A 23,777-nucleotide genomic window follows, 5' to 3' on the forward strand; every position below is an offset into this window, starting at 1 on the left:
CATTACCACCGTTTTTTCATCAACAGCTTGCAAAGCATCATCAACATTTTGCTCTGTAATACCATATTCATTAAAAATTGCCGCATTACCCATCTTCAATTTGACAATCCGCTTCATACTCCAAAGAAGATCATTGGCATTGGCTGATCTGCCATTATTAAACTTCAAACCATCACGCAAATGAAAAGTAATCACCGTACTGTGATCATCACCTGAAACATCCCAATGTGTTGCTAAAGCGGGAACCATTTTAGCAGGATCATCTGTCGCAGTACTGACCAAATTATCACAAACATTGCGAACAATTTCACTTCCATAAACATCATTAAGTTGTGCGGGATCAAACGTACTGATTGCATCAAGATTCCAAGCCATCACAAGGGTATAAGCCGGTGTTTTTGCTGAAGCTTGTTGTGCAACCATCGCCAATGCCATAAGAACAGAAACAAGAGAGCTGCTACTTTTCAATATTGTTTTCTTCAAGTTCATGAACTTTTCCCTTTATTTATTTTTATCAATTAATGACGCTGAAATAATATAGCAAATTTATAATTATAACATTGAATAAATACGTTCTAATCGCCTATATTTCTAATCACCTACACAGAATCATCTACTTGATAAAGTCATTGACTTACGTCTCAATAAACCATAGCGAACATGCAATATATGTTTTGCTAACCAGTATTACATTCTTTTCATAACCTCTTTGCATATGATAATGCACTATATCAGTTCCCTATTAATCATCAATAAGCCTTGTCGCCCAAAAAAAATAGTGAGCTTAAAAAAAATCATTACGCAAAAATTTATGAATTCATTATTCTATTCCTTTAAGCGACATTTAAAATAAAATATGCAAACTTTAAAAATAGTCATCCCCCTCAAACACTCAGTTTCAAGATGCGGCGCATCTTTACTACATGACCAAAACGACACTGAAACAGCAGAAAGACATAAGAAAATATCTTTTCTAAAACGCTACCCCCCACAAAAATCTGCTTAATCTTTTGAAAACTAAGTGTCAAAAGTTTTACGTTTTTACCAACAAAACCCAACGCGTTAACAAAGATAAAGGAAAAATGAGAAGAAGCATTCCTTCCACGCTTTATCTTTTGAGAAATAAAGCTTACAATAAAAGAATATACACTAAAATGCATCCCCCCATTGATAAAAACAAAATTTATTAGACACTTTCCCCCCAAAGACATAACGAATATAAAACCTTCTAAACTTTAGTGTGCATCATTGCTTTACCACTATAAAAATAGAACAGAAAGCAACATACCGCAAAAACTCTTGTTTCCAGCGGAAACATACAGAGATTCAACGAAGCAATGCAGTGAATACCAGTCTGTCTGAGCTTAAGTATCCTCCCAAAACTGGAGCTCACACGCAGCAAAATTCCTCTCTAGTGAAGGAACGTTATCAGATAATAAAACCTAACACAAGCAGCTTGAGTCATTTAACTTCAATTTTTCATCGCTGCATTTCATTTTATATTGCCTAGGTAAGCATTGGGCAATCGACCTACATATAAATAAACCAACAGTCATACAAGCAAAGTAAAACAATGCAACAACAGCACCCCATTTAAAAACCACTTTGCATTCGTCAATAAACATGAATAAAATATTCATTAATTATAACGGTCATGTCACTAACGGAAATAAAAACACCTCTTCTGAACCATTACAAATGCTAAAGACAGTTGACAACATTGAGAGCTAGTAAATGTGTGATGGTGCCGATCTTCTCCTTCATAAGCGTAAAGATGGAGTGCACGATGGATTTACTGTCATAGCATTCATGAGCTGCGTCGCAAAATGGGCTTTGGTGTAACTAGATGTTTTTTTAACATACAAGACATTACCATTATCTCACTTCAGATACATAACAGTTAAGATATCACTCCTTTTTGCGTCTGTTTTTTCATCCTCAAAATTATACCTTTATCGTTTTTAGTGCCAACAACAATAGAAAATCATTAATATTGTATAGTTTGTATATTTCAATTATCTTATACAGCGGAATTATATAATTTATACATTTATTAAATAATTCAATTATTATCCTATTAATCATTACTCTTACAAAAGAAAGTTTGCCAATTTATCGACCAAAACATCCTTCAAGATGATCATTAACAATTCCTACGGACTGCATAAAAGCATAACAAATTGTGGGGCCAACGAATGTCCAACCACGTTTCTTCAAGTCTTGAGAAAGACGAAAAGAAGCAGGTGTCATAGGGTTAGCTAACAGTGTTTGAAAATCTATTTTTTCATAACGCTCCGATTGTGGTGGTTGAAAAGACCAAAAATAGTGGGACAAACTCCCCCACTCTGTTATAATTTCTTGTGCTCTCAATGCATTATTAAGCACTGATTGAATTTTTCCTTGATGGCGAACAATGTCTTTATTCTGCATTAACATTTGCACCTTTAGCTCATCATAATGAGCAATCTTTTCAAAGTCAAAGTGATCAAATGCAACGCGAAAAAAAGAGCGTTTTTTTAAAATTATAAACCAAGAAAGCCCTGCTTGGAAACCTTCAAGACAAATTTTCTCAAACAAACGAATATCCTCAAAAACAGGCTTTCCCCATTCGGTATCATGATAAGCACAATAAAGTGGATCCGTTCCAGCCCATGCGCAACGAACTTTTCCATCCACTCCCTTAAGAAGACCTTCCACAAGCATGGCATTAACCGTATTAAAAGAGAGTTCCTTGATCATCGCTTGGCGACTTTATCTGCTTGTGTTTTGATCTTTTAGCGGAAATAGGCTCTTGTGTTGCAACACTGATATCTCCATCAAAAAAGCGTAAATTTATTTGCCCTGTTTCAGGAAACTGAACCAATCGTTTAATGGGCTTATGATCTTTCCCCAAAGCCAAAACAAAACCGCGCTCCAAAATATTCTGATATGAAGTGCTTCTTAAAAGCCTAGATACTACCTCTAACCCAGCACGTTGTTTTTCCACACTACGCACAAAAGCACGCTGAAGACGTGCCGTATATTCCTTTGTATTGCGTTGTGCTTTTTCACTATTTAACAAACGCGGTGAAAGACGCACACCAAGTGCATGAAAAGAAAAACGTTTTTTATCGTAGCTTACACAAAGAGCACGCTGCAATCGACTTGAAGTTTCATCCAAACCACGCCGTGGTAGAGCAAAAAGTTGATCGGCAGTCGGAAGAGCTCGTAGAGTAGCACGCAATTTTTGTCGATAAAAATCCAAATAACGCGCGAGTCCCTTGCGCAAACGTGCATCAAGCGATGCCACCAGCACCTCGAGATCAAGCTTAACAGGAACAGCCCGTTCTGCTGCGGCGGTAGGAGTTGGAGCGCGCCAATCAGCCACATAATCAATCAAGGTCCAGTCCGTTTCATGCCCAACAGCAGAAATAACAGGAAGAGAAGATTCATAAACAGCACGAACAACAGCTTCGTCATTAAACCCCCACAAATCTTCTAAACTTCCCCCTCCCCGTGCAACAATAATAAGATCAGGTTTTGGAATAAGTCCACCTGGACCAAGAGCATTAAAACCTTCAACAGCAACAGCCACTTCCCTCCCACTTGTTTCCCCCTGAACACGTACAGGCCAAACCAAAATATGCAACGGAAAACGATCGGATATACGATGAATAATATCACGAATAACAGCACCTGTTGGTGATGTTACAACGCCTAAAATTCGAGGCATATAAGGCAAAGGTTTTTTCTTTTCTTCATCAAACAAGCCTTCTTCTAAAAACTTTTTCTTACGATTTTCAAGAAGTGTCATCAAAGCACCAACCCCCGTTGGTTCAAGAGCCTCAATGACAATTTGATATTTCGATGACCCTGGATAAGTTGTAAGTTTACCAACAGCAACTACTTCCATCCCTTCTTCAGGAGGGAATTTGAGCTTTTCCATAACTCCACGCCAAATAACAGCTTCCAACCGTGCCTTATCATCTTTTAAAGCAAAATAAGCATGTCCCGAAGCATGAGTACCACGGTACCCTGATATCTCCCCAAGCACCCGTACATAACCAAACTTTTCTTCAACAACACGCTTTAGAGCCCCTGCTATTTCGGAAACAGTGAATTCTGCCACATTTGTTACACCTGTTTTTTCACTAAACAAACTTACCATTTTTCAATTCTTTACGCCCGTTTCTGTGAATCTTTTTGAAACAACACATCTTTAAACTTTTGATTTATAGCTTCATCAAAATACCCATAACACCGGCTAGAACAGCTTATATTTTTAATTTCAAATCGATTATCAGGGTTGTAAAAAAAAACTTGAAGCCGTTGTATGGGGATGTCTAGAGTCATTATTTCATCCGAAAATTGTATCAATAGAAGTTAAAATATTCAATCCTAACATCCACACAAAAGCATCTTTCATAAGAATTTCTGAAATAAAATTCTCGATACAACATAGTAATCCATTCCCGATAAAATTCAATGTATTGCAAAGTGTTAAAGAGCTTTGCAATACATCAAATATATCATGATCATGTTTTTTATATTTTATAAACTTGATACCTTCTTATTTTTCAATTGCACTATAAAAAATACGTGGTGCACTATTCCACACCCATTTTTTTACATCAGGTGTCATAGCAATAATATTATATGTCTGATAGATAAACGCATAAGGTCCTTTTTGCATTAATTCACGCTGTAAATCAGCATACATTTGTGCCCGTTTCTGTGGATCTTTTTGAAACAGAGCTGCCTGAACCTTCTTATTCATATCTTCATCCAAATAGCCGTGGCACCAACTAGGATAGCCTGTATTTTTAGCCTCGAACCGATTATCAGGATTTGAAATAAAACGTGAAGCCATTGTATGAGGATCCGCAGAAGAATTATTCCATCCTATAAAAATTGTATCAAAGCTACGTGCATAAAGTTTGGAAAACAACTGTGTACCGATAAAATGTTCAATCTTAAAGTGCACACCTATCTTTTTTGCATTATCCTGAATAGACTGAGCAATAGGCAAAGCAAAAGGATAAGGAGATTTTCCTGCAAAAATATTGGCCTCAAAACCATCTGGATAACCTGCTTCTGTTAAAAGCTGCTTGGCTTTTTCAAGATCAAGTTTAAAGGGTTGCCCTTCTTTTTCATCCAAAGCCCCAAAATTACCAAGAGGAATAAAGCTTGCCCGTGGAATGCCAACATCTTTAAGAAGAGTCTTTCCCAGAGTGTCATAATCGATCAAATAACGCATTGCCAAACGCACCTTTTCATTGGCAAAAATAGGATTTGTCGTATTGAACCCCCATACTATCAGGGATGGAACTAACACTTTTTCAATCTTAATATCTGTTGTTTTTTGGAGATCTGCTATATTCTCTGGCGTTAAATTACGTGCCACATCAATATCGTGTTTTTCCAACAACAAACGTTGTGTTCCAGGCTCAGCAATATGACGAATTAAGATCTTCTTCAATTTTGCTGGCTCTCCCCAATAATGGGTACTTGCACGCAACAAAATTCCTTCTCCAGGACGCCAACTTTCTAACTGATAAGGACCAACACAAGCAGCGTGACTTGCCAAATAGCGATTTCCCATATCACCATCTTGTTCGTGTTTCATAAGTGTCTCACGATCAAGCAGAGCAACAGTACGATTCCTAGAAATATTGCTCAGAATAAGTTCTGTTGGATAAGGTTTATCAAATTTCATCACCACTGTTTTCTCATCGGGTGCTTGAAAAGCCTTATCAACATTTTGTTCTGTGATACCATATTCATTAAAAGTTGCCGCATTAGATAGCTTCAATTTGACAACCCGCCTCATTCCCCAAACAAGATCATGAGCACCAGCAGACCGACCATCATTAAACTTCAAATCATCGCGCAAATGAAAAGTAATCACCGTACTCTGGTCATCGCTTACAACATCCCAACTCTTTGCCAAAGAAGGAACGATTTTAGCTCCATCATTTTTAGCAGAATCAACCAAATTATCACAAACATTGATAACAATTTCAGCTCCATAGCGGTCATTGAGTTGCGCAGGATCAAAATTACTGATCGCATCAAGATCCCAAGCCATCACGAGGGTATCAGCAGGTGTTTTTGCTGAAACTTGCTGCACAAATATCCCAAAAGCAATAAAAGCAGAAATAAAACAACTGCTCCTTTTTAATATTTTTCTTTTTAAATTCATAGACTTATCTCTTTAAAGTTTGTTGTATAAATTTTCCTTGCAACAGTAACGTGCAAAAATAAAAAAAATCAGGCTTTTAAAGCACACCTCCTAAAGATAAAATATCAAACCCTTTAAACAGCAGGAGCAGCTCCTTGAGCAATATTGGTAAACTAAAGCAAAAGAGACAACGAAAAATGATCTGATAAACAATGAATAATACCACAAATGACAGCGCCTGTTGGTGATGTCACAGCACCCATAACTTTGATCATACAAGCCAAAGATTTTTTTATCACATCAAACAGGACTTCTGCTTTAAAAGTCTTTTTGCTATTTTCTCAAAAGAGTTCTCAGAGAACCAACTTCAGTTGCTTTAAAAGCTCACTCATCCTTCGATATTTTGACGATTCTCATAAGTATAGTTTCTAACCATAGCCATTCCACTCCTTCCTCACAAGGACATTTGGACTTTCCAGGACCCATACTAAAGGGCAGTCTCAGCATCTCATCATTTTTTAAGGAAAAGCGGTATAATTTGAAGCACCAGCTCCACAATAATCCCATATTCCCCCAACGCACCTGCATATAACTAACTTTTTTCTCAATAGCACATTTTAAGGTCCCTCACTTTTTCTACAAAATACTAAATTCTGCTCATATTCAGTATGCCCATTTCTTTAACCGGCAAATTTATTATTTTTTTCTTCACTTAAGATTGAAATCTACAATCTTAATATCTATGTATAATTATTCTATAAAAATGCATAGTCCCTCTCTAAAGAAGAGTATCTTCGAGTTACTCTATAATGCACTTTACCGATAAACTTCGATATTTTGCAAAGCTTTAAACTCTATGCAAAACACCGAAGTTATTATCATCACATTCACTGTTGTATATTACAACATTTTAAACGTGCTTATTTTTCAATGGCATTATAAAAAATACGTGGTGCACTATTCCACACCCATTTTTTAACATCAGGTGTCATAGCAATAATACTATATGTCTGATAGATAAACGCATAAGGTCCTTTTTGCATAAAATCACGCTGTAAATCGGCGTACATTTGTGCCCGTTTCTGTGGATCTTTTTGAAACAGAGCTGCCTGAACCTTCTTATTCATATCTTCATCCAAATAGCCGTGGCACCAACTAGGATAGCCTGTGTTTTTAGCCTCAAACCGATTATCCGGATTATAAACGAGACGTGAAGCCATTGTATAAGGATCTGCAGAATCGTTATTCCATCCCATAAAAATTGTATCAAAGCTACGTGCATAAAGTTTGGAAAACAACTGTGTCCCTACAAAATGTTCAATCTTAAAGTGCACACCTATTTTTTTTGCATTGTCCTGGATAGACTGTGCAATAGGTAAAGCAAAAGGATAAGGAGATTTCCCTGCAAAAATATTGGCTTTAAAACCATTTGGATAACCTGCTTCTGTTAAAAGCTGCTTGGCTTTTTCAAGATCAAGTTTAAAGGGTTGCCCTTCTTTTTCATCCAAAGCTCCAAGATTACCAATGGGAATAAAGCTTGCCCGTGGAATACCAACATCTTTAAGAAGAGTCTTTCCCAGAGTGTCATAATCGATCAGATAGCGCATTGCCAAACGCACCTTTTCATTGGCAAAAATAGGATTTGTCGTATTGAACCCCCACATTATCACAGATGGAGCTAACACTTTTTCAATCTTAATATCTGTTGTTACTTGGAGATCTGTTATATCTTCAGGCATCAAATTACGTGCCACATCAATATCGTGTTTTTCCAACAACAAACGTTGTGTTCCAGGCTCAGCAATATGACGAATGAGAATCTGCTTCAATTTTGCTTCCTCTCCCCAATGATAGGAACTTGCACGCAACAAAATCGCCTCTCCAGAACGCCAGTTGACTAATTGATAAGGACCAACACAAGCAGCGTGACTTGCCAAATAGCGATTTCCCATATCACCATCTTGTTCGTGTTTCATAAGTGTCTCACGATCAAGTAAAGCAGCAACACGAGTAGTAAGAATATGGCCAAGGATGATCTCTGCTGGATAAAGCTTATCAAATTTCATCACCACTGTTTTCTCATCGGGGGCTTGAAGAGTAGAATCAATATTTTGTTCTGTAATTCCATATTCGTTAAATATAGCTGCTGCAGACAACTTCAATTTAACAACCCGCTTCATCCCCCAAACAAGATCATGAGCACCAGCAGGCCGACCATCATTAAACTTCAAATCATCACGCAAATGAAAAGTAATAACTGTACCCCCACCCTCATTTGAAACATCCCAACTCTTTGCCAAAGAAGGCGCTATTTTAGCTGCATCATCTGTAGCGGAATCGATTAAGTTATCACAAATATTAGCAATAATTTCATTGCCATAACGTTCATTGATCTGCGCAGGATCAAAAGTCTCAATTGAATCAAGATTCAAAGCCATTACAAGGGTATCAGTAGGTGTTTTTGCTGAAACTTGTTGCACAAACATCCCCATTGCAAGAACAGCAGAAACAAAAGAACTGCTCTTTTTCAATATTTTTCTTTTCACGTTCATAGAATTTTCCTTTTAACGTTTATTGTATAAATTCCCCATGCAGCAAAACGTGCTTAATAATTAAGTTTAGACGAACTATAGGCTTCTAAAAACCAAGTTTTAAAATCTTTAAGAACAAACACCTCTTGCCAATCACTTCTCCTGCCCACACTTATAAGCCAAACCAAAACACTCTGATATATAATGAACGCTCACCAACAATAGAGCTTATTCACGATATCATAACGCCTACTATTGAAGACTATAAGACTAAGATTCCTTTTTTCTCTTGTCTCTTGTTTCTTCTAATATTTCTAATGTCATCAAAGCACTATCCCTCTTTATTCAAGTACCTTAATAACAAAGAGCCTTCATAAGAATTTGAAACTTCGGTAAAACAGGAAAATTCGTCAATTTGCCAAGTACAACGACTTTTATTCCTTTTTCAAAAGAAAAATTCGATTTTTTTCATCACTCCCCGTAAAATAATACCCTCCAATTAGCATTTCCTCATCCTTCAAAGCAAAAGAAAATACAGATACTATTAAAAACTGATATTTCTCGTGTTTCCCCATAACAAAACTTTTCTTGCACATCGCAAAGTCTTTGCTTCTTTAGCAATGCTAGCTTCTGCAACAGTTGTTGCACTAATTTTTCAGTAAATAAATTGACCACTTTTCAATTCAGAGAAACTGAGATATTCAGTCTTAACATCTACACAAACATATCTTTAATAAAAATGCCCCCTTTTAAATAAAGATCTTGAAAAGACATTCAGTATATCCCTCCCTTATTCACGATCTTCGACGTCTTGCAAAACTTTAAAACTTATGCAAAACGCCAAATATATTATGGCTATGCTCTTTATCTATTTGACAGCATTGAAGACACACTTATTTTTCAATTTTACTATAAAAAATTTGTGGCGCACTATTCCAAACCCACTTTTTGACATCAGGTGTCATCGCGATAACAGTATATTTCTGATAGATAAACGCATAAGGCCCTTTTTGCATCAGTTCACGTTGTAAATCAGCATAGATTTTCGCCCGTTTTTGCGGATCTTTTTGAAACAACGCTTCTTCAACCTTTTCATTCATCTTGGCATCAAAATACCCATGCTGCCAACTAGGATAGGCTGTGTTTTTTGCCTCAAACCGATTATCCGGATTATAAACAAGACGTGAAGCCATTGTATGAGGATCCGCAGAATCATTATTCCATCCGACAAAAATTGTATCAAAAGCCCGTGCATAAAGTTTGGAAAACAACTGTGTACCTGCCAAACGCTCAATTTTAAGACGCACCCCTGCCTGAGCAGCACTATCTTGGAGTGATTGAGCAAGTAACAAAGTATAAGGGGCGTTTGAAACAAGAAAATTGGACTCAAATCCATTCGGATAACCAGCCTCTGCTAAAAGTTGCTTGGCTTTTTGAATATCAAGTTTAAAGGGTTGCCCCTCTTTTTCATCTAAAGCTCCAAGATTGCCAACAGGAATAAAACTTGCCCGTGGAATACCAACACCTTTGAGAAGTTTCTTGCCAAGACCTTCATAGTCTATGAGATAGCGCATCGCCAAGCGTACTTTTTCCTTAGCAAAAATGGGATTTGTCATGTTGAATCCCCAATACATCATGCTTGGCTCTAATACTTCTTCGATTTTAACATCTGTTGTTTTTTGCAGATCTGCAAGATCTTCAGGTGTCAAATTACGAGCAACATCAATATCATGTTTTTGCAACAACAAACGTTGTGTTCCGGGCTCTGCAACATGGCGAATTAAAATCTGCTTCAGTTTAGGCGCTTGTCCCCAATAGTGAGAGCTTGCACGCAACAAAAGAGCTTCTCCAGGGCGCCAACTTTTCAACTGATAAGGTCCAACACACGCAGCATGCGTTTTTAAATACTGATTTCCCAGATCGCCATCTTTTTCATGCTTCATAATTATCTTGCGATCAAGCAAAGCTGTCGCAGGACTTGCAACAATATTATTAAGAATGAGCTCTGCTGGATAAGGCTTATCAAATTTCATTACCACCGTTTTTTCATCAACAGCTTGCAAAGCATCATCAACATTTTGCTCTGTAATACCATATTCATTAAAAATTGCGGCATTACCCATCTTCAATTTCACAACCCGTTTCATCCCCCACACAAGATCATTGGCGTTGGCTGATCTGCCATCATTAAACTTCAAACCATCACGCAAATGAAAAGTAATCACCGTACTGTGATCATCACCTGAAACATCCCAATGTGTTGCTAAAGACGGAACCATTTTAGCAGGATTATCTGTAGCACCACTCACCAAATTATCACAAACATTGCGAATAATTTCACTTCCATAAACATCCGTAAGTTGTGCGGGATCAAATGTACTGATTGCATCAATATTCCAAGCCATCACAAGAGTATTAGCCGGTGTTTTTGCTAAGGACTGTTGTACAACCATTCCCAATGCCATAAGAACAGAAACAAGAGAGCCGCTACTTTTCAATATTTTTCTTTTCAAGTTCATAGACTTTTCCTTTTAACGTTTATTGTATAAATTCCCCACGCAAGAAGAACGTGCAAAACAACAAGATTAGACGAACCATCGGCTCTGAGAGACAAAGGTTTAAAACTTTCAAACAACACTACCTACCAACCACTCCTCCTGCCATACTTATAAGCCCCCAAAGATGCACCGAAAAACAATTTAATATACAATAAATGGTATAACCGATAACAAAATCTACGGGTGATATACAACATCTACCATTGAAAACTACACGACAAAGATTTTTTTACTCTTGCTTGTCGAGCAAGCTTTCCCCTTCTTTCTTCTAGTGTTTTTACGCCATCAAAGCACTCCCCCTGTTAGCTCAAACTCCTTAATAACAAAGAGCCTTAACGACAATTTGATACTTCAACAACACAGGAAAATTCACCCATTTTCCAACACCAACCAACCCCCTCTCTCTGCTGCAAGAGGAGTTTTGAATTTTTTCATACTTTCCCGCTAAATAATAAGCTTCTCATTATATCTTAATATCTTATTTCAAAACAAAAAGAGCACGACCCCCACAAACCCCTGATATTCGCTCATGTGCTCGTACAGAACAAAACTTTTTCAACATTCTATTTAATACCTTTGCTCCTTTAACAACACTCAATTCATTGCTTACATTTTTTCAGAAAAAAAAGATCTTTTCAATGCACTAAGGTTGAAATATCTAAATATAATACCTATATAAGCACACCCTTATTAGAATAGATAGTCTTTTTTAAGTAAACTGTCTTGAAATATTATTTCTATACACGACAATAATAAGTTCGTTACAAAATCTTCAATATACTAGAACTCTCACTCTGATAAGAAATGCTGAAACGTTATAAAATTTCTCTACAAATTCTCGAGACGAAAGGATATCCCTTCATTTAATAAAAGAAGCGCCATGAAAATATCGCAAAAAATGCAATAAAACATGTGTATATTTCAAAAACCAGCACCGTTAACCAGACTAAGGTGATAAACTCAAAAAGTAAGAAAAAATAAAAAAATGTTTTTCCTTTATGATAATAACATCGCTGTACTATGTTAATACAATAAAAAACACGATCTTCGAAAGTATATTAAAATGAACCGAAAGAAAAAATTGTTAAATTCTTCTCATGGGTTTCTTGGAGGAACATTAAACCGTGTTAGTCTAAAATTGCTTATCCTTTCATTCTTCATTGGCATCGTAATGAATTTTTTGGGATGGACACCTCGAAACCTCATACAAAGAGTAGTAGATTTTTTTCAATCACTATGGGAAGCAGGATTTATAACGCTTACAAATTTCTTTCATATAACTATGACGGGAGCTATTGTTGTTGTACCTATTTTTCTTATCTTACGAATTTTTCATAAAAAATAAAAGCCTTAACATTTTCCTTGCGTTAATCTTTTCGAAAAATCAAACGACACAAAAATCCTGTAGTAATAGCAATAATCACTGCAACAATACCATATAAAAAACGATACTTGTGCGCTGCATAAAAAATTGTATAAGTGATATGTGCTTTAACAATTTCAAGAGTCGTTGTTGCACTATCAATAAACTGTCCATCACGAAAAAGATAAGCGCGAACTTTATAATGTCCAACTGGGATATTTGCTGGCAAACGAAAATGTGCTGTGAAAAGTGTGTCAGAACCAAAACGAACCCCACCCACTTCCTCATAATAAAGGCTTTTAGCTTTTTGCAATTTTATAAGTTCATCGCGAAAGGTTTGTATTTTTTTCTGATCTTGTTCATCCGTCTGCAATGGCAAATAGAGTAATCCTAACCCTAAGCGTTTATAATCTTCAATGCTCGTAATATCGCCAATTTCACGTGTTGTGACCATAGAGTAAAAAAGAGGAACCTTTTTAAAAATAAGAGAATCTGTATTGACCCATACACCGGCATTGCGTTTTTTTTCTCGCATCACCATTGTCCGATCTTGTCCCTCCAAGCTTACAACAATATCGTAACGGTTCTGTCGAGAATATAATGGATCAATATTTTCCAAAACACCAGCAATATAAAGATCACGACCAGCAAAATTTGCATCCACAGTAATCGTATTCGTTGTTACAATAATTTGGACAGTTTCGTGGTCAACTTGATCAATGAATGTAGCTGGCGTCCCAACATGTGACCATGTAGAAAAAGAAATAAAACAAAAGCAACCTGCAATGATGTATAAAGAAAACAATCTACCCATTTTTATCTCATAAGAATATCCAGAGAGAAAAGATTATCAGGGCGTATAAATAATTGAAAAGCAAGACGCATACACACAATCAACACTAAAAATGCAAGCGCCATACGCAATTGTTCAGCCTTTAACTTCCGTCCAACCCGTGTTCCATATTGCGCACCAATACTTCCTCCAAGCATTAACAAAAAAGCCAAGACAATATCAACGGACTGATTAGTCATACTTTGCAAAACTGTCGTGAAAGAAGACACAAATGTAATCTGAAAAAGTGAAGTCCCAATCACCACACTGGTTGGAACACGCAGAAGATAAATCAATGCTGGTATCATAAAGAACCCCCCACCAATTCCCATAATAGAAGACAACAACCCCACAATGAGACCAATCCCTAAAACTGGAATAATGCTAACATATATCATAGATGTCCGAAAACGCATTTTTAAGGGTAAGCGATGAATCCAGTTATGTCGACCAGCAAGACGAATATTGGCTTTTCCTGCCTTACGCTTGCGCATCATATCATACCAACTTTCAACGATCATCAAGCTTCCTACACTTCCAAGAAGAATCACATAAAGAAGCGAAATCATTAAGTCTAATTGACCTAACTTTTTCAAAACAGAGAAAACCTGAATCCCGATCAAAGAACCAATCCCTCCTCCAAGCGCCAAAAGAATACCAAGTTTAATATCGAGTGTACGTCTTCTAAAATGTGTAATTGCTCCTGTTACAGATGACGCAATCATCTGGTTGGCACCTGTTCCAACAGCAATAGCAGGAGGAATATTATAAAAAATCAATAACGGCGTGATGAGAAACCCACCACCGATTCCAAAAAGGCCTGAAAAAAAACCAGCAACGACTCCCATACCAATCAAGATCAGCATATTGAGTGACATTTCAGCAATTGGTAAATAAATACTCACTTACAGAACCTTCAAGATAATTTGAGGTTTTTTTAACAATTAGAGAATCCTTCTCCAATTATCCTCTTTTCCAATAATCTCTGTTGCGTGTTTAAAGGATAATTTTAGTTTCTATAGCTTCCGCACAAACACGAATGCGCAATACATTTCACATATATTAACATCAACATCATAAAAATTAAAAAAAACGAGCTCCTTTTAAAAAGCTATAAAAACATAACGTTATCGCTACCACAAATGCAACGGTTAAAAAACAAAGAATACCTTTTTTTACCAAATAAGATAAAAACGAGACATGTTCCCGAGACTGCATCCTTAAAGAAGAAAAATCATTCTCAATACAATGATTAGATGCCTGAGCACCCATCATCCCCTTTTCTTCTATCACAGCATGCTTCACTACTCCCTCAGCCTTTTTAAAAGAAGATTTCAGAGCATCACTGGGCAAAGGGCTTCTATTTTCTTGCTGCAACGTATTTTCAACATTTGTTTGGAGTGAAATTATGCTGTTTTCTTTCGAAAAATTTTGCACCTTTTGAAGTAATAAGTGTTCTTGATTTCCCTCACATTCCATGTGAGCAAGTTTTTGTACAACAGAATCAGGTGATTTTGAACGAGACACCCGTCGTGTTACCGCTGCTTCTTCTAAGCTTTTTTTTTCACTCTGCAAACTTTGAACAATTGTTTTAATCTGCTCTAAAAACTGGAAAAGCTTTTTTTCTCTTTGACGACGTATATAATGTTCAGCCAAAATGGCCCGACTAATATCATCTAAGTAAGATTTAAAATGCTCTTCTACAGAACTCTGCTGCATTAAAGAACGGGGCGAATGCTTCATTTGCATTTGCGCATAAACGGTGCGTAATTTTTGAGCAATATCCGACATCGTTACTTCTACAGAAGTATCCATTCTCTCTTTCTGTTCAACAAAAGAAAAGACTTTATCGTTCCTAACCTGTTTGGTCGCCTGGTCGATCGTATGACCCTTCGTATTCACAAACGCCTACCCCTCATTAACCTTTTTGAAAAGAATCGCAACAAATGATGAGAAAGTGTGCTCTATTTTAGTAAATAGAGCTTTAAGAACTCCCAAAAACTTTTGTATTAGAAATATTTTCCCCAATTTTTATCCAAAATATTTGAAAGAAAGATCTTTGATTTTTCTGTCTTCAAGATTTGAAGAGCAAAATCATTCCCCCCATTTTTATCTTTTTCACTTAATTTTTCATTGCATAAAGGACCTATTGCACCATCATAAACAAAGCATAAGAAGCTAAAAAAGAATATTCTCACAAGACAGATTGATTTTTTTACTTTTTATTCAAGCAAATAAGGCAATTATGGCAATGCAAAAATATGAAGATTGAAAATGACGACGAGAAAGTACAAGTAAACATAAAAAAGCTTATACGAAAGAGAACACAAGTTATAAATTGAGACTTCATTCTAAACAATTTGGTTTCTTATGAGTATTGCTATAAACTTGTAACATACAAACAAAGAGGATCATTATGAAGATAATTGTCGCTGTCAAACGTGTTGTTGATTATAACATCAAGATACGCGTCAAACCCGATAGTACAGGCGTTGATCTGTCTCACGTAAAAATGTCTATGAATCCTTTTGATGAGATAGCCGTGGAGGAGGCCATTCGCCAAAAAGAATCCGGTAAAATTTCAGAAGTTCTTCTTGTTTCAATTGGCCCAGAAGCAGCTCAAGAAACTCTACGAACAGGACTTGCAATGGGAGCTGATCGCGCACTTCTTGTCACAACGGATCAAACACTTGAACCCTTAGCAATTGCTAAGATTCTCAAAACCATTGTTGATGAAGAAAAACCCGACATGGTCTTTTTAGGAAAACAAGCAATTGATGACGATAGCAACCAAACAGGACAAATGCTCGCTGCTCTTCTTGGGTGGGGACAAGCAACTTTTGCCTCACATCTTAACATAGAAAATGGGCATGCTACAGTTACTCGTGAAGTTGATAATGGAACACAAACCCTTTGTCTTCCCCTTCCCATGGTTATGACCGCCGATCTACGGCTCAATGAACCGCGTTACACCTCTCTCCCCAATATCATGAAAGCAAAAAAGAAAATTATTGAACAAAAATCTCTTACTAATCTTGGCGTCGATACGAAAGCACGCTTAACAATTTTAAGCGTTGAAGAGCCAAAACCCCGTCAATCCGGTATAAAAGTGGCAAATGTAGTAGAACTTGTCAGAGCCTTAAAACAGAAGAACTGCATTTAATATTCTCACCACTAGAGTAAAAGCAACACTCACATAAAAGGGCAAAAACTTATGGCAATTCTTTTATTGGCCGATCATAATACAGAAGAAACAGCAAAAGTACTCACCGCTGCACGCGTACTCAGTAATGATATCGATATTCTGGTTTGCGGAGAAAAAATTCAAACGATAGCGGAAAATAGTGCTAAACTTAATGGTGTGCGGCAAGTTCTTATTGCAAAAGCAGACTATTTAGCCCATCAACTTGCCGAGCCTATGGCAGATACAATTCTCATGTTAGCAAAGGATTATGATGTGATCATGGCAGCATCCAGCAGTACTGGGAAAAATGTGATGCCGCGCGTAGCAGCTCTTCTTGATCTTATGCAAATTTCAGATATTACCGCCATTCTTTCACCCAATACCTTCAAACGACCAATTTATGCAGGCAATGCATTTGAAACTGTACGCACCAATGATTATAAAAAGATTATAACAGTTCGCACCGCTTCTTTCACCCCAACGCCTTCCCAAAATAATTCTGCTCCCATTAAAACAATAACACCAGCTCCCAATCCAAATCTTTCTTCTTTCGTAAAAGCAGAGACAAACAAAAGTGATCGTCCTGATCTCACCTCAGCACGTGTTATTATATCAGGCGGGCGTGGTCTTGGTTCTCAAGAGAAATTTATGTCCCTGCTTCTTCCTCTTGCAAACAAATTAAATGCTGCTTTAGGTGCCAGCCGCGCAGCAGTGGATGCAGGCTATGCTCCCAATGATTGGCAAATTGGACAAACAGGAAAAGTCGTTGCCCCTGAACTCTATATCGCCGTTGGCATTTCCGGTGCAATCCAGCATTTAGCCGGTATAATGGATGCACAAATTATTGTTGCCATTAATAAAGATGAAGAAGCTCCCATCATGCAAATTGCCGATTACACCCTTGTAGGTGATCTCCACCAAATTATTCCAGAATTGGAGAAAGCTTTATAAGCCATGAAAGCACCTCTGCATGACCAACGTGAAAGTATGGAGTTTGACATAGTCATTGTCGGAGCAGGACCTGCAGGGCTTTCTGCCGCAATTCGTTTTAAACAAATTAATCCTGAGCTTTCTGTCACAATTGTTGAAAAAGGGACCGAAGTTGGTGCACATATTCTCTCTGGCGCAGTTGTTGACCCCATTGGTATCGATACACTCTTATCAGAATGGCGAAATGACAATGATCATCCCTTCACGACCCCTGTTACCCGTGACCAATTTTTTTTTCTAAAGCCTCAAAAGGCTACAATATTTCCTAATATTCTGCATCCCAAAATCTTATCAAATGACGGGTGTTATATCGTTTCGCTTGGAAACGTTTGCCGCTGGTTAAGCAAAAAAGCTGAAGCATTGGGTGTTGAAATCTATCCTGGTTTCGCAGCAACAGAACCCATCATCCAAAAAGATAACGGAGCTATTATTGGTGTTCTCACCGGAGATATGGGGCTTAACAAAGATGGAACTCCTGGAAAAAATTATATGCCTGGTATGGCTTTATTGGCAAAATATACTTTAATTGCGGAAGGAGCACGCGGCTCAATTGCAAAACAACTGATACAACATTTCAACCTTAGCAAAAATCGTGAACCACAAAAATTTGGTCTTGGTCTCAAAGAGCTCTGGGAAATTGATCCCAACAAACACCAACGCGGTTTAGTGCAACATTTCACGGGTTGGCCCTTAGACAATAATACCGGTGGCGGTGGCTTTATTTATCACCAAGAAAACAATATCATTTCTGTCGGTTTTGTTGTGCACTTAGATTATAAAAATCCTTATCTTTCTCCCTTTGAAGAATTTCAACGTTTTAAAACACATCCAAAACTCTATAAAATCTTTAAAGGTGCAAAGCGTCTTTCCTATGGTGCACGTGTTATCAGCGAAGGAGGTTGGCAATCTGTACCAAAACTCACCTTTCCTGGTGGGGCACTTATTGGCTGCTCTGCTGGATTTGTCAATGTTCCTCGTATCAAAGGATCACACAATGCCATCTTATCTGGCATATTAGCTGCCGATAAAATCGCTACCGCTCTTGCACAAGGGCGTGCCCATGATGAGGTTAAAGAAATCGAAGAACAATGGCGAAAAGGGCTCATTGGCAAAGATCTTTATAAAGTGCGAAATGCCAAACCGCTCTGGGCAAAATATGGGACAAAATATGGAATTAAACTTGCCGGTTTTGATATGTGGTGGCAACAACTGTTCGGATTTTCCTTATTTAAAACACTCTCCCATGGAAAGGAAGATTATGCATGCCTTGAATCAGCAGAAAAATTTCAACCCATTGCTTACCCAAAACCAGATGGCGTTATAACCTTTGATCGCCTTTCAAGTGTTGCCCTTTCCAATACGCATCATGAAGAAAATCAACCTTGCCATTTAAAAATAGCCTCATTAAAAAAGCAAAAGGACTCTGAATATGCAATCTACGGAGGACCTTCCACAAACTATTGCCCCGCCGCTGTCTACGAGTGGCTAGAGTATAATGATCATCTGACTTATATGATCAACGCTTCAAATTGTATACATTGTAAAACGTGTGACATCAAAGACCCAAACCAAAATATCACTTGGATCTGTCCGCAAGGCAATGAGGGCCCCTTCTATCCCAATATGTAATTTTCCAATGTATAATCATTGTTCATTCTCCTAAAATTGAAATATACAAAACGCAATGGATAAAAATATTTCCCTCAGATCAGAAATCTATCAATTATCTTCCTGCATACGTTCTTTCACAATGTAAAAAGAACTCTATTCTCATATAAAATACTCTCCCTACCGCATGACTTTTTTCAATAGAAAAACATAACATATTTTTATCAAAATTTTTTTATTTAAATGACAAAACAATAATGAATATATTCATGACAATTCTGCGATAAAGGAACAGCCGCGGTTCTCGAAAACCTGAAGGAAAGTAAGCCTGTTCTACTTTACCCCCTCTCCCATATGATCCAAAATGCTTTTAGCCCTCTCATAAGAAACATCAATCGTTTTAACTAGCCAAGAGCAAAACCTACGGAGGTACAATTCAAGTTTATTTTTTCTCCTACACTTGTCAAGTAATGCTCACTCAAGAAAAACCACGAATGAATGTAGAAAAAACATTGTGAGATAAAGAGATAAAGAGCATGCTTGTTCAAGCCCTTTATAATGTTTCTACTGATAATGACACGAAAAAATCTTTAATCTCACATTAACCCTTTATTTTTGCATCAAGGATAATCGCCTTGCATCTAACCTTTACCAATATACTGTAATGAATGTGTACAAATACCGTAAGAATAAGCAGATGCCAAGCCATGGAGACTATCGCTATTAGCAAAACACCTGATAAAAAACAAAATAGCTTTCATGACCACTCTATGACGCGTTTTATAGAGTTGTTTTTTTATAAAGCTTGTGCTTTCGCTATTGCTTGTAAATCAACATCCAAATTGAACACAAGTGGTATATTTAAAAGAAAGATTAAGGTGAATGAAAGCTCTGCACGCCGTTCCAGCTCTTGTAGCTAGAGCAAAAATATTGCATATTCTATTTGAGTAATCTCTGAAACTAAAATACAGCTTCATTTAGCAAGAATATGAAATCTGAAAGGAAAAAAACTATTTTTCTCTTTACTATCATCTGTCCATTCGGTTTTAAAACTTTCAAAAGCATCACAATATCCTCTAAAAAGAAGAGATAACGTATTGTCCCCGCTTTTATTACTTACGTTTTTTTATGGGATCATATCCTTCAGAAAAAATAAGGTATCCAAAATTAAAGCAAACTTGTGTTGTTCAATCATGGGCTTATTTTTAAGAATAGCTCTCAACACATATCAAACAATTATTTCGCGACACTATCCGAAAAAGGTATAACGCACTCCTGTGAACGAACAGTTCCACATTTACGAAATAAAAAGCACAAGCTAATAGCATCATTTTCTCTGCGATCCCCAATGATGCGATAATCTTTGCTTTGAGAAGGTTTCAAGATGCACGAAAATGATTTTGATTAATTGACTATAAGAAGAACTAAGATAATTTTACGATATTTAAAGCTCCTAATCAATAAGCAAAATAATAAATTCTCCATTATAAATCAAATCTTTAAGATAAAATTTAGCCTTAAACTTTTCTAAGGTACTTATTATACTGTATACTGTTAAAGCTGTAGAGAATATGAAAAAATAAAGTATTTTTCTGATAAGAGCTTATATTTGATTAATAACAATACAGTCAGCTGCCAGTTAACTGTATGTGTTTCAAAAGGAGTTATTTACATTTGCTCAGAAAAATATTTTGGATATCAATAGAATATTTGAAAAATCGGCGTTATGGAAATAATCTAAAAAGCTTAGCTTTTAAAAGAGCACAAACAAGCATGAGATGATAACATGCGCAAAATTGTTTTTTGGTTCTCGAAGGAAAAACTTTATAGAAAATCATGGGGCTGATAGAATATTGGTTACATTTGGAATTTGTTTTACTGGAAAAAATAACGCGGATCAAAATAGATAATAATGTTAAATTAAGACGTTAAATATGAAATTATCTTATTGTAGTGTAATCGATTATTCGAGTAAGGTAAGCCTTTGTAATGATAAAAAATGTGCTGGTAAAAAATGAGCCAAAATGGCTTATGAGTATGGATAAAAATCTTGTGGTGAGGAGAGTTTAATGAAAAGAAAAGAGCATGTGTGAAAAAGCATATTTTATAGGTGCGCATGCTTATTCTGCACCCGTTATAGAATCAGGGCTTTATCTTGTGGCAACACCTATCGGAAATCTTGCAGATATTACGCTTCGTGCTTTGCAAGTACTTGCAGGAATTGATATTTTAGCGTGTGAGGATACGCGAGTAACACGTGTTTTGTTGGAACGTTACGGTATTCAAAAAAAACCTTTTCTCTATCATGAATATAATGCGCAAAAAGCGGGTCCGAAGCTCTTAGCGGCTTTAGCAGAAAACAAAACAGTAGCACTTGTTTCAGATGCCGGAACACCACTTATTTCTGATCCTGGATTTCGATTGGTGGAAGAGTCCCGTAAAGCTGGTCATAAAATTATTCCTATTCCTGGAGCATCCGCTCTTTTAGCCGCTCTTATACCGACAGGGCTTCCTACTGATAGCTTTTTTTTTGCAGGTTTTTTGAGTGCACGAAAGCTACAGCGCCGAAAACGGTTGGAACAATTAAAAGAGATTCCAGCAACTTTGATTTTTTATGAATCACCGCATCGTCTTGTTGAAACTTTACAGGATATGGTCACTCTTTTTTCGGCTGATCGACCTGCTGCCATTTGTCGTGAATTAACAAAAAAGTTTGAAACAGTAGATGTTTCCAATTTGGGAAATTTGTTAGAAAATTACAGAAAACAAGCACATATTCGTGGGGAAATTGTTGTCCTTGTTGGAGAATCATCTTCTTCTTTAAATGTGATAAGTGATCAAGAAATTGATGAAATGCTATTAGAACGCGCACGGACACATTCTGCTGCTCAAGCGGCAGCTTTTGTTGCAAAAAAAACTGGTTTTAAAAAGCAGGAACTTTTTCAGCGATTAATCTTTTTAAAAAATGCGTAAAATGATACAAAAAAAACGCAGACAAAAGTCTTTTTATCGAGGGGTTCGTGCAGAAAAATTGGCAGCTTGGTGGCTACGTTGCAAAGGGTTTCACATTGCCGAAAGGCGTTTTAAAACAAAATGTGGAGAAATTGATTTAATTGCACGACGCGGAAATCTTGTGTTAATCGTTGAAGTTAAAGCACGTTCAACGTTGGCTGAAGCAATGGAAGCGGTTTCCCGAATGAATGAAAAGCGAATTAAGGCAGCTGCCGATATTTGGCTCGCACGGCAAAAAGATTATGCCCTTTTGTCTGTACGCTTTGATTTAATTGCAATTTTACCTTGGCGTTGGCCACAGCATATCCCTGCATTTTTTACATCTAATCAATAAACGGCACCCCCCGTTTTAACCATATTCAATAAAAAACATTTCGTTTTTATGTGCATATGCGTTAAAAAGTGTGTAATAATTAAGCGCTATAAGGAGCGAAATATGGATGATTATGAAAAGTTTGCAACAGGTTTGCTCATTGTTTTTGGAGCGCTAATTATTGGTGGCTTAATGGCAATGCATATTGTGCTTATGAATAAACCAGGGTTTTTATTTGCATTAGCCGCAGCTGTTGTTGGTTGGTTTTCTGCTTTTGCCGTTCTCTTTGACAAGCCTAAAATCTATTTGGGCTTGATTATTTTTGCTATGTTATGTGTTGCTTCTTCAATTAGCGTTTATGTTAGTTAAAACACCTGAAATGTTGATTGAAATTCCTTTTAAAATATGAAACTGAGAAATAGATAATGAGACTTGGCTTTTTGGGAACGGGTACAATCAGTGCTTCAATGGTGAATGGCTTAATGAAAAGCAACTTTGATGTTTCTTCCATTATTGTTTCGCCTCGCAATGCACAAACAGCAAAGCGCCTTTCACGCACTTATGATAAAGTTATGATTGCTGAAAATAACCAAGCGTTGCTCGATGTTAGTGATTGTGTTTTTCTTTGCTTGCCCAACCAAATTGCAGAAGACGTTTTGTGCTCTCTTCGTTTTCGTCCAGAACAGCTGGTTATTTCCGTACTTGCTATGGCAAAAGCAGCAGAAATAGAAAAGTGGATTAATCATAAAGTTTATCGTGCTGTTCCATTACCTTTTGTTGCAGAATGCAAAAATTTGACACCAATCTATCCCAATCATCCCTTTTTACGCACTTTATTTGATGCATTGGGGGGCACATTGGTGCTGGATAAGGAAGAGCAGTTTAATCTTTTTATGACAGCTGGTTCACTTATGGGAGTATATTTTAATTTTATAGAAACTGCCCATCAATGGTTTATAACACAAGGGTTAAAAAAACAGCAATCAGCAGAATTCCTTACCATGATGTTTGGAAATCTTACAGATGAAATGCGTAAAACTATAGCAACGGATCGTTCTGTATCTCTCGATTTTGCACTGCTTGAAAAAGAGTTTTCAACAAAGGGTGGAACAAATGAATTTTTGTCAAATTACTTTTCTCATCAAGGAGGAAGGAATGCTTTAACAACAGCTCTTGAGGCTACTTTGCAAAAAATGAATGCTTCTAAAAAGAAATGTTGAGATTTA

17 protein-coding genes are annotated in these 23,777 nt (G+C 36.9%); 8 read left to right on the top strand and 9 right to left on the bottom strand.

Translation table 11 applies throughout. The annotated features are described in order from the left end of the window. The 6 genes from ACFIL7_RS04800 to ACFIL7_RS04825 form a co-directional block, all read right to left on the bottom strand. The coding region (locus ACFIL7_RS04800; RefSeq protein WP_375683408.1) for an ABC transporter substrate-binding protein at window positions 1-489 on the bottom strand (489 nt) is incomplete at its 3' end. Window positions 490-2,112: 1,623 nt separating this feature from the next. After that, window positions 2,113-2,739: a DNA-3-methyladenine glycosylase I gene (locus tag ACFIL7_RS04805; RefSeq protein ID WP_375683409.1), complete on the bottom strand. Its 627-nt coding sequence runs from the start codon at window positions 2,737-2,739 to the stop codon at window positions 2,113-2,115. Beyond that, window positions 2,717-4,147: an exodeoxyribonuclease VII large subunit gene (gene xseA, locus ACFIL7_RS04810; RefSeq protein WP_375635014.1), complete on the bottom strand. Its 1,431-nt coding sequence runs from the start codon at window positions 4,145-4,147 to the stop codon at window positions 2,717-2,719. Before xseA ends, ACFIL7_RS04805 begins: the two co-directional genes overlap by 23 nt. A 402-nt stretch (window positions 4,148-4,549) precedes the next feature. Then, complete coding sequence (locus ACFIL7_RS04815) at window positions 4,550-6,181, bottom strand: ABC transporter substrate-binding protein (RefSeq protein WP_375635012.1); 1,632 nt, start codon at window positions 6,179-6,181, stop codon at window positions 4,550-4,552. An 899-nt stretch (window positions 6,182-7,080) separates the two neighbouring features. Next, on the bottom strand, window positions 7,081-8,712 hold the full coding sequence (locus ACFIL7_RS04820; protein ID WP_375635008.1) for an ABC transporter substrate-binding protein: 1,632 nt from the start codon (window positions 8,710-8,712) through the stop codon (window positions 7,081-7,083). 872 nt (window positions 8,713-9,584) lie between these two features. Beyond that, window positions 9,585-11,210, bottom strand: a complete 1,626-nt coding sequence (locus tag ACFIL7_RS04825; protein WP_375683410.1) for an ABC transporter substrate-binding protein — start codon at window positions 11,208-11,210, stop codon at window positions 9,585-9,587. A gap of 1,102 nt (window positions 11,211-12,312) precedes the next feature. Here ACFIL7_RS04825 and ACFIL7_RS04830 point away from each other — a divergent pair. After that, window positions 12,313-12,594: a DUF6460 domain-containing protein gene (locus ACFIL7_RS04830; RefSeq protein WP_375643445.1), complete on the top strand. Its 282-nt coding sequence runs from the start codon at window positions 12,313-12,315 to the stop codon at window positions 12,592-12,594. Window positions 12,595-12,616: 22 nt separating this feature from the next. Here the strand turns inward: ACFIL7_RS04830 and ACFIL7_RS04835 are convergent, their stop codons facing one another. The 3 genes from ACFIL7_RS04835 to ACFIL7_RS04845 all read right to left on the bottom strand — a co-directional run bounded on the left by ACFIL7_RS04835 (window position 12,617) and on the right by ACFIL7_RS04845 (window position 15,346). Further along, a complete protein-coding gene (locus tag ACFIL7_RS04835; RefSeq protein WP_375633234.1) occupies window positions 12,617-13,426 on the bottom strand; it encodes a TIGR02186 family protein in 810 nt (269 codons plus the stop codon). Window positions 13,427-13,428: 2 nt separating this feature from the next. Further along, complete coding sequence (locus ACFIL7_RS04840; protein WP_375634912.1) at window positions 13,429-14,349, bottom strand: sulfite exporter TauE/SafE family protein; 921 nt, start codon at window positions 14,347-14,349, stop codon at window positions 13,429-13,431. 178 nt (window positions 14,350-14,527) lie between these two features. Then, the gene (locus tag ACFIL7_RS04845) at window positions 14,528-15,346 is read right to left on the bottom strand and encodes a hypothetical protein (protein ID WP_375643452.1); all 819 of its coding nucleotides are present in this window, start codon (window positions 15,344-15,346) and stop codon (window positions 14,528-14,530) included. Between the two features lie 514 nt (window positions 15,347-15,860). Here ACFIL7_RS04845 and ACFIL7_RS04850 point away from each other — a divergent pair. The 7 genes from ACFIL7_RS04850 to ACFIL7_RS04880 all read left to right on the top strand — a co-directional run bounded on the left by ACFIL7_RS04850 (window position 15,861) and on the right by ACFIL7_RS04880 (window position 23,771). Then, on the top strand, window positions 15,861-16,607 hold the full coding sequence (locus ACFIL7_RS04850) for an electron transfer flavoprotein subunit beta/FixA family protein (RefSeq protein ID WP_375683411.1): 747 nt from the start codon (window positions 15,861-15,863) through the stop codon (window positions 16,605-16,607). Between the two features lie 51 nt (window positions 16,608-16,658). Next, the gene (locus ACFIL7_RS04855; RefSeq protein WP_375634916.1) at window positions 16,659-17,579 is read left to right on the top strand and encodes an electron transfer flavoprotein subunit alpha/FixB family protein; all 921 of its coding nucleotides are present in this window, start codon (window positions 16,659-16,661) and stop codon (window positions 17,577-17,579) included. A gap of 3 nt (window positions 17,580-17,582) precedes the next feature. After that, a complete protein-coding gene (locus tag ACFIL7_RS04860) occupies window positions 17,583-19,247 on the top strand; it encodes a 4Fe-4S dicluster domain-containing protein (RefSeq protein ID WP_375634918.1) in 1,665 nt (554 codons plus the stop codon). Between the two features lie 2,064 nt (window positions 19,248-21,311). Beyond that, window positions 21,312-22,199 (top strand): 16S rRNA (cytidine(1402)-2'-O)-methyltransferase, encoded by an 888-nt coding sequence (gene rsmI, locus ACFIL7_RS04865; protein ID WP_375633239.1) that lies wholly within the window; start codon window positions 21,312-21,314, stop codon window positions 22,197-22,199. A gap of 4 nt (window positions 22,200-22,203) precedes the next feature. Further along, on the top strand, window positions 22,204-22,572 hold the full coding sequence (locus tag ACFIL7_RS04870; protein ID WP_375633258.1) for a YraN family protein: 369 nt from the start codon (window positions 22,204-22,206) through the stop codon (window positions 22,570-22,572). Between the two features lie 102 nt (window positions 22,573-22,674). Next, window positions 22,675-22,920 carry a hypothetical protein gene (locus ACFIL7_RS04875; RefSeq protein ID WP_330168884.1) on the top strand — a complete coding sequence of 82 codons (246 nt, stop codon included), beginning with the start codon at window positions 22,675-22,677 and terminating at the stop codon, window positions 22,918-22,920. Window positions 22,921-22,976: 56 nt separating this feature from the next. Beyond that, the gene (locus ACFIL7_RS04880) at window positions 22,977-23,771 is read left to right on the top strand and encodes a pyrroline-5-carboxylate reductase (RefSeq protein ID WP_375634920.1); all 795 of its coding nucleotides are present in this window, start codon (window positions 22,977-22,979) and stop codon (window positions 23,769-23,771) included. The last annotated feature ends 6 nt before the right edge of the window (window positions 23,772-23,777 follow it).

Origin of the sequence: Bartonella sp. AP3QHHD (assembly GCF_042195765.1) — a bacterium.
Classification (GTDB): Bacteria; Pseudomonadota; Alphaproteobacteria; order Rhizobiales; family Rhizobiaceae; genus Bartonella.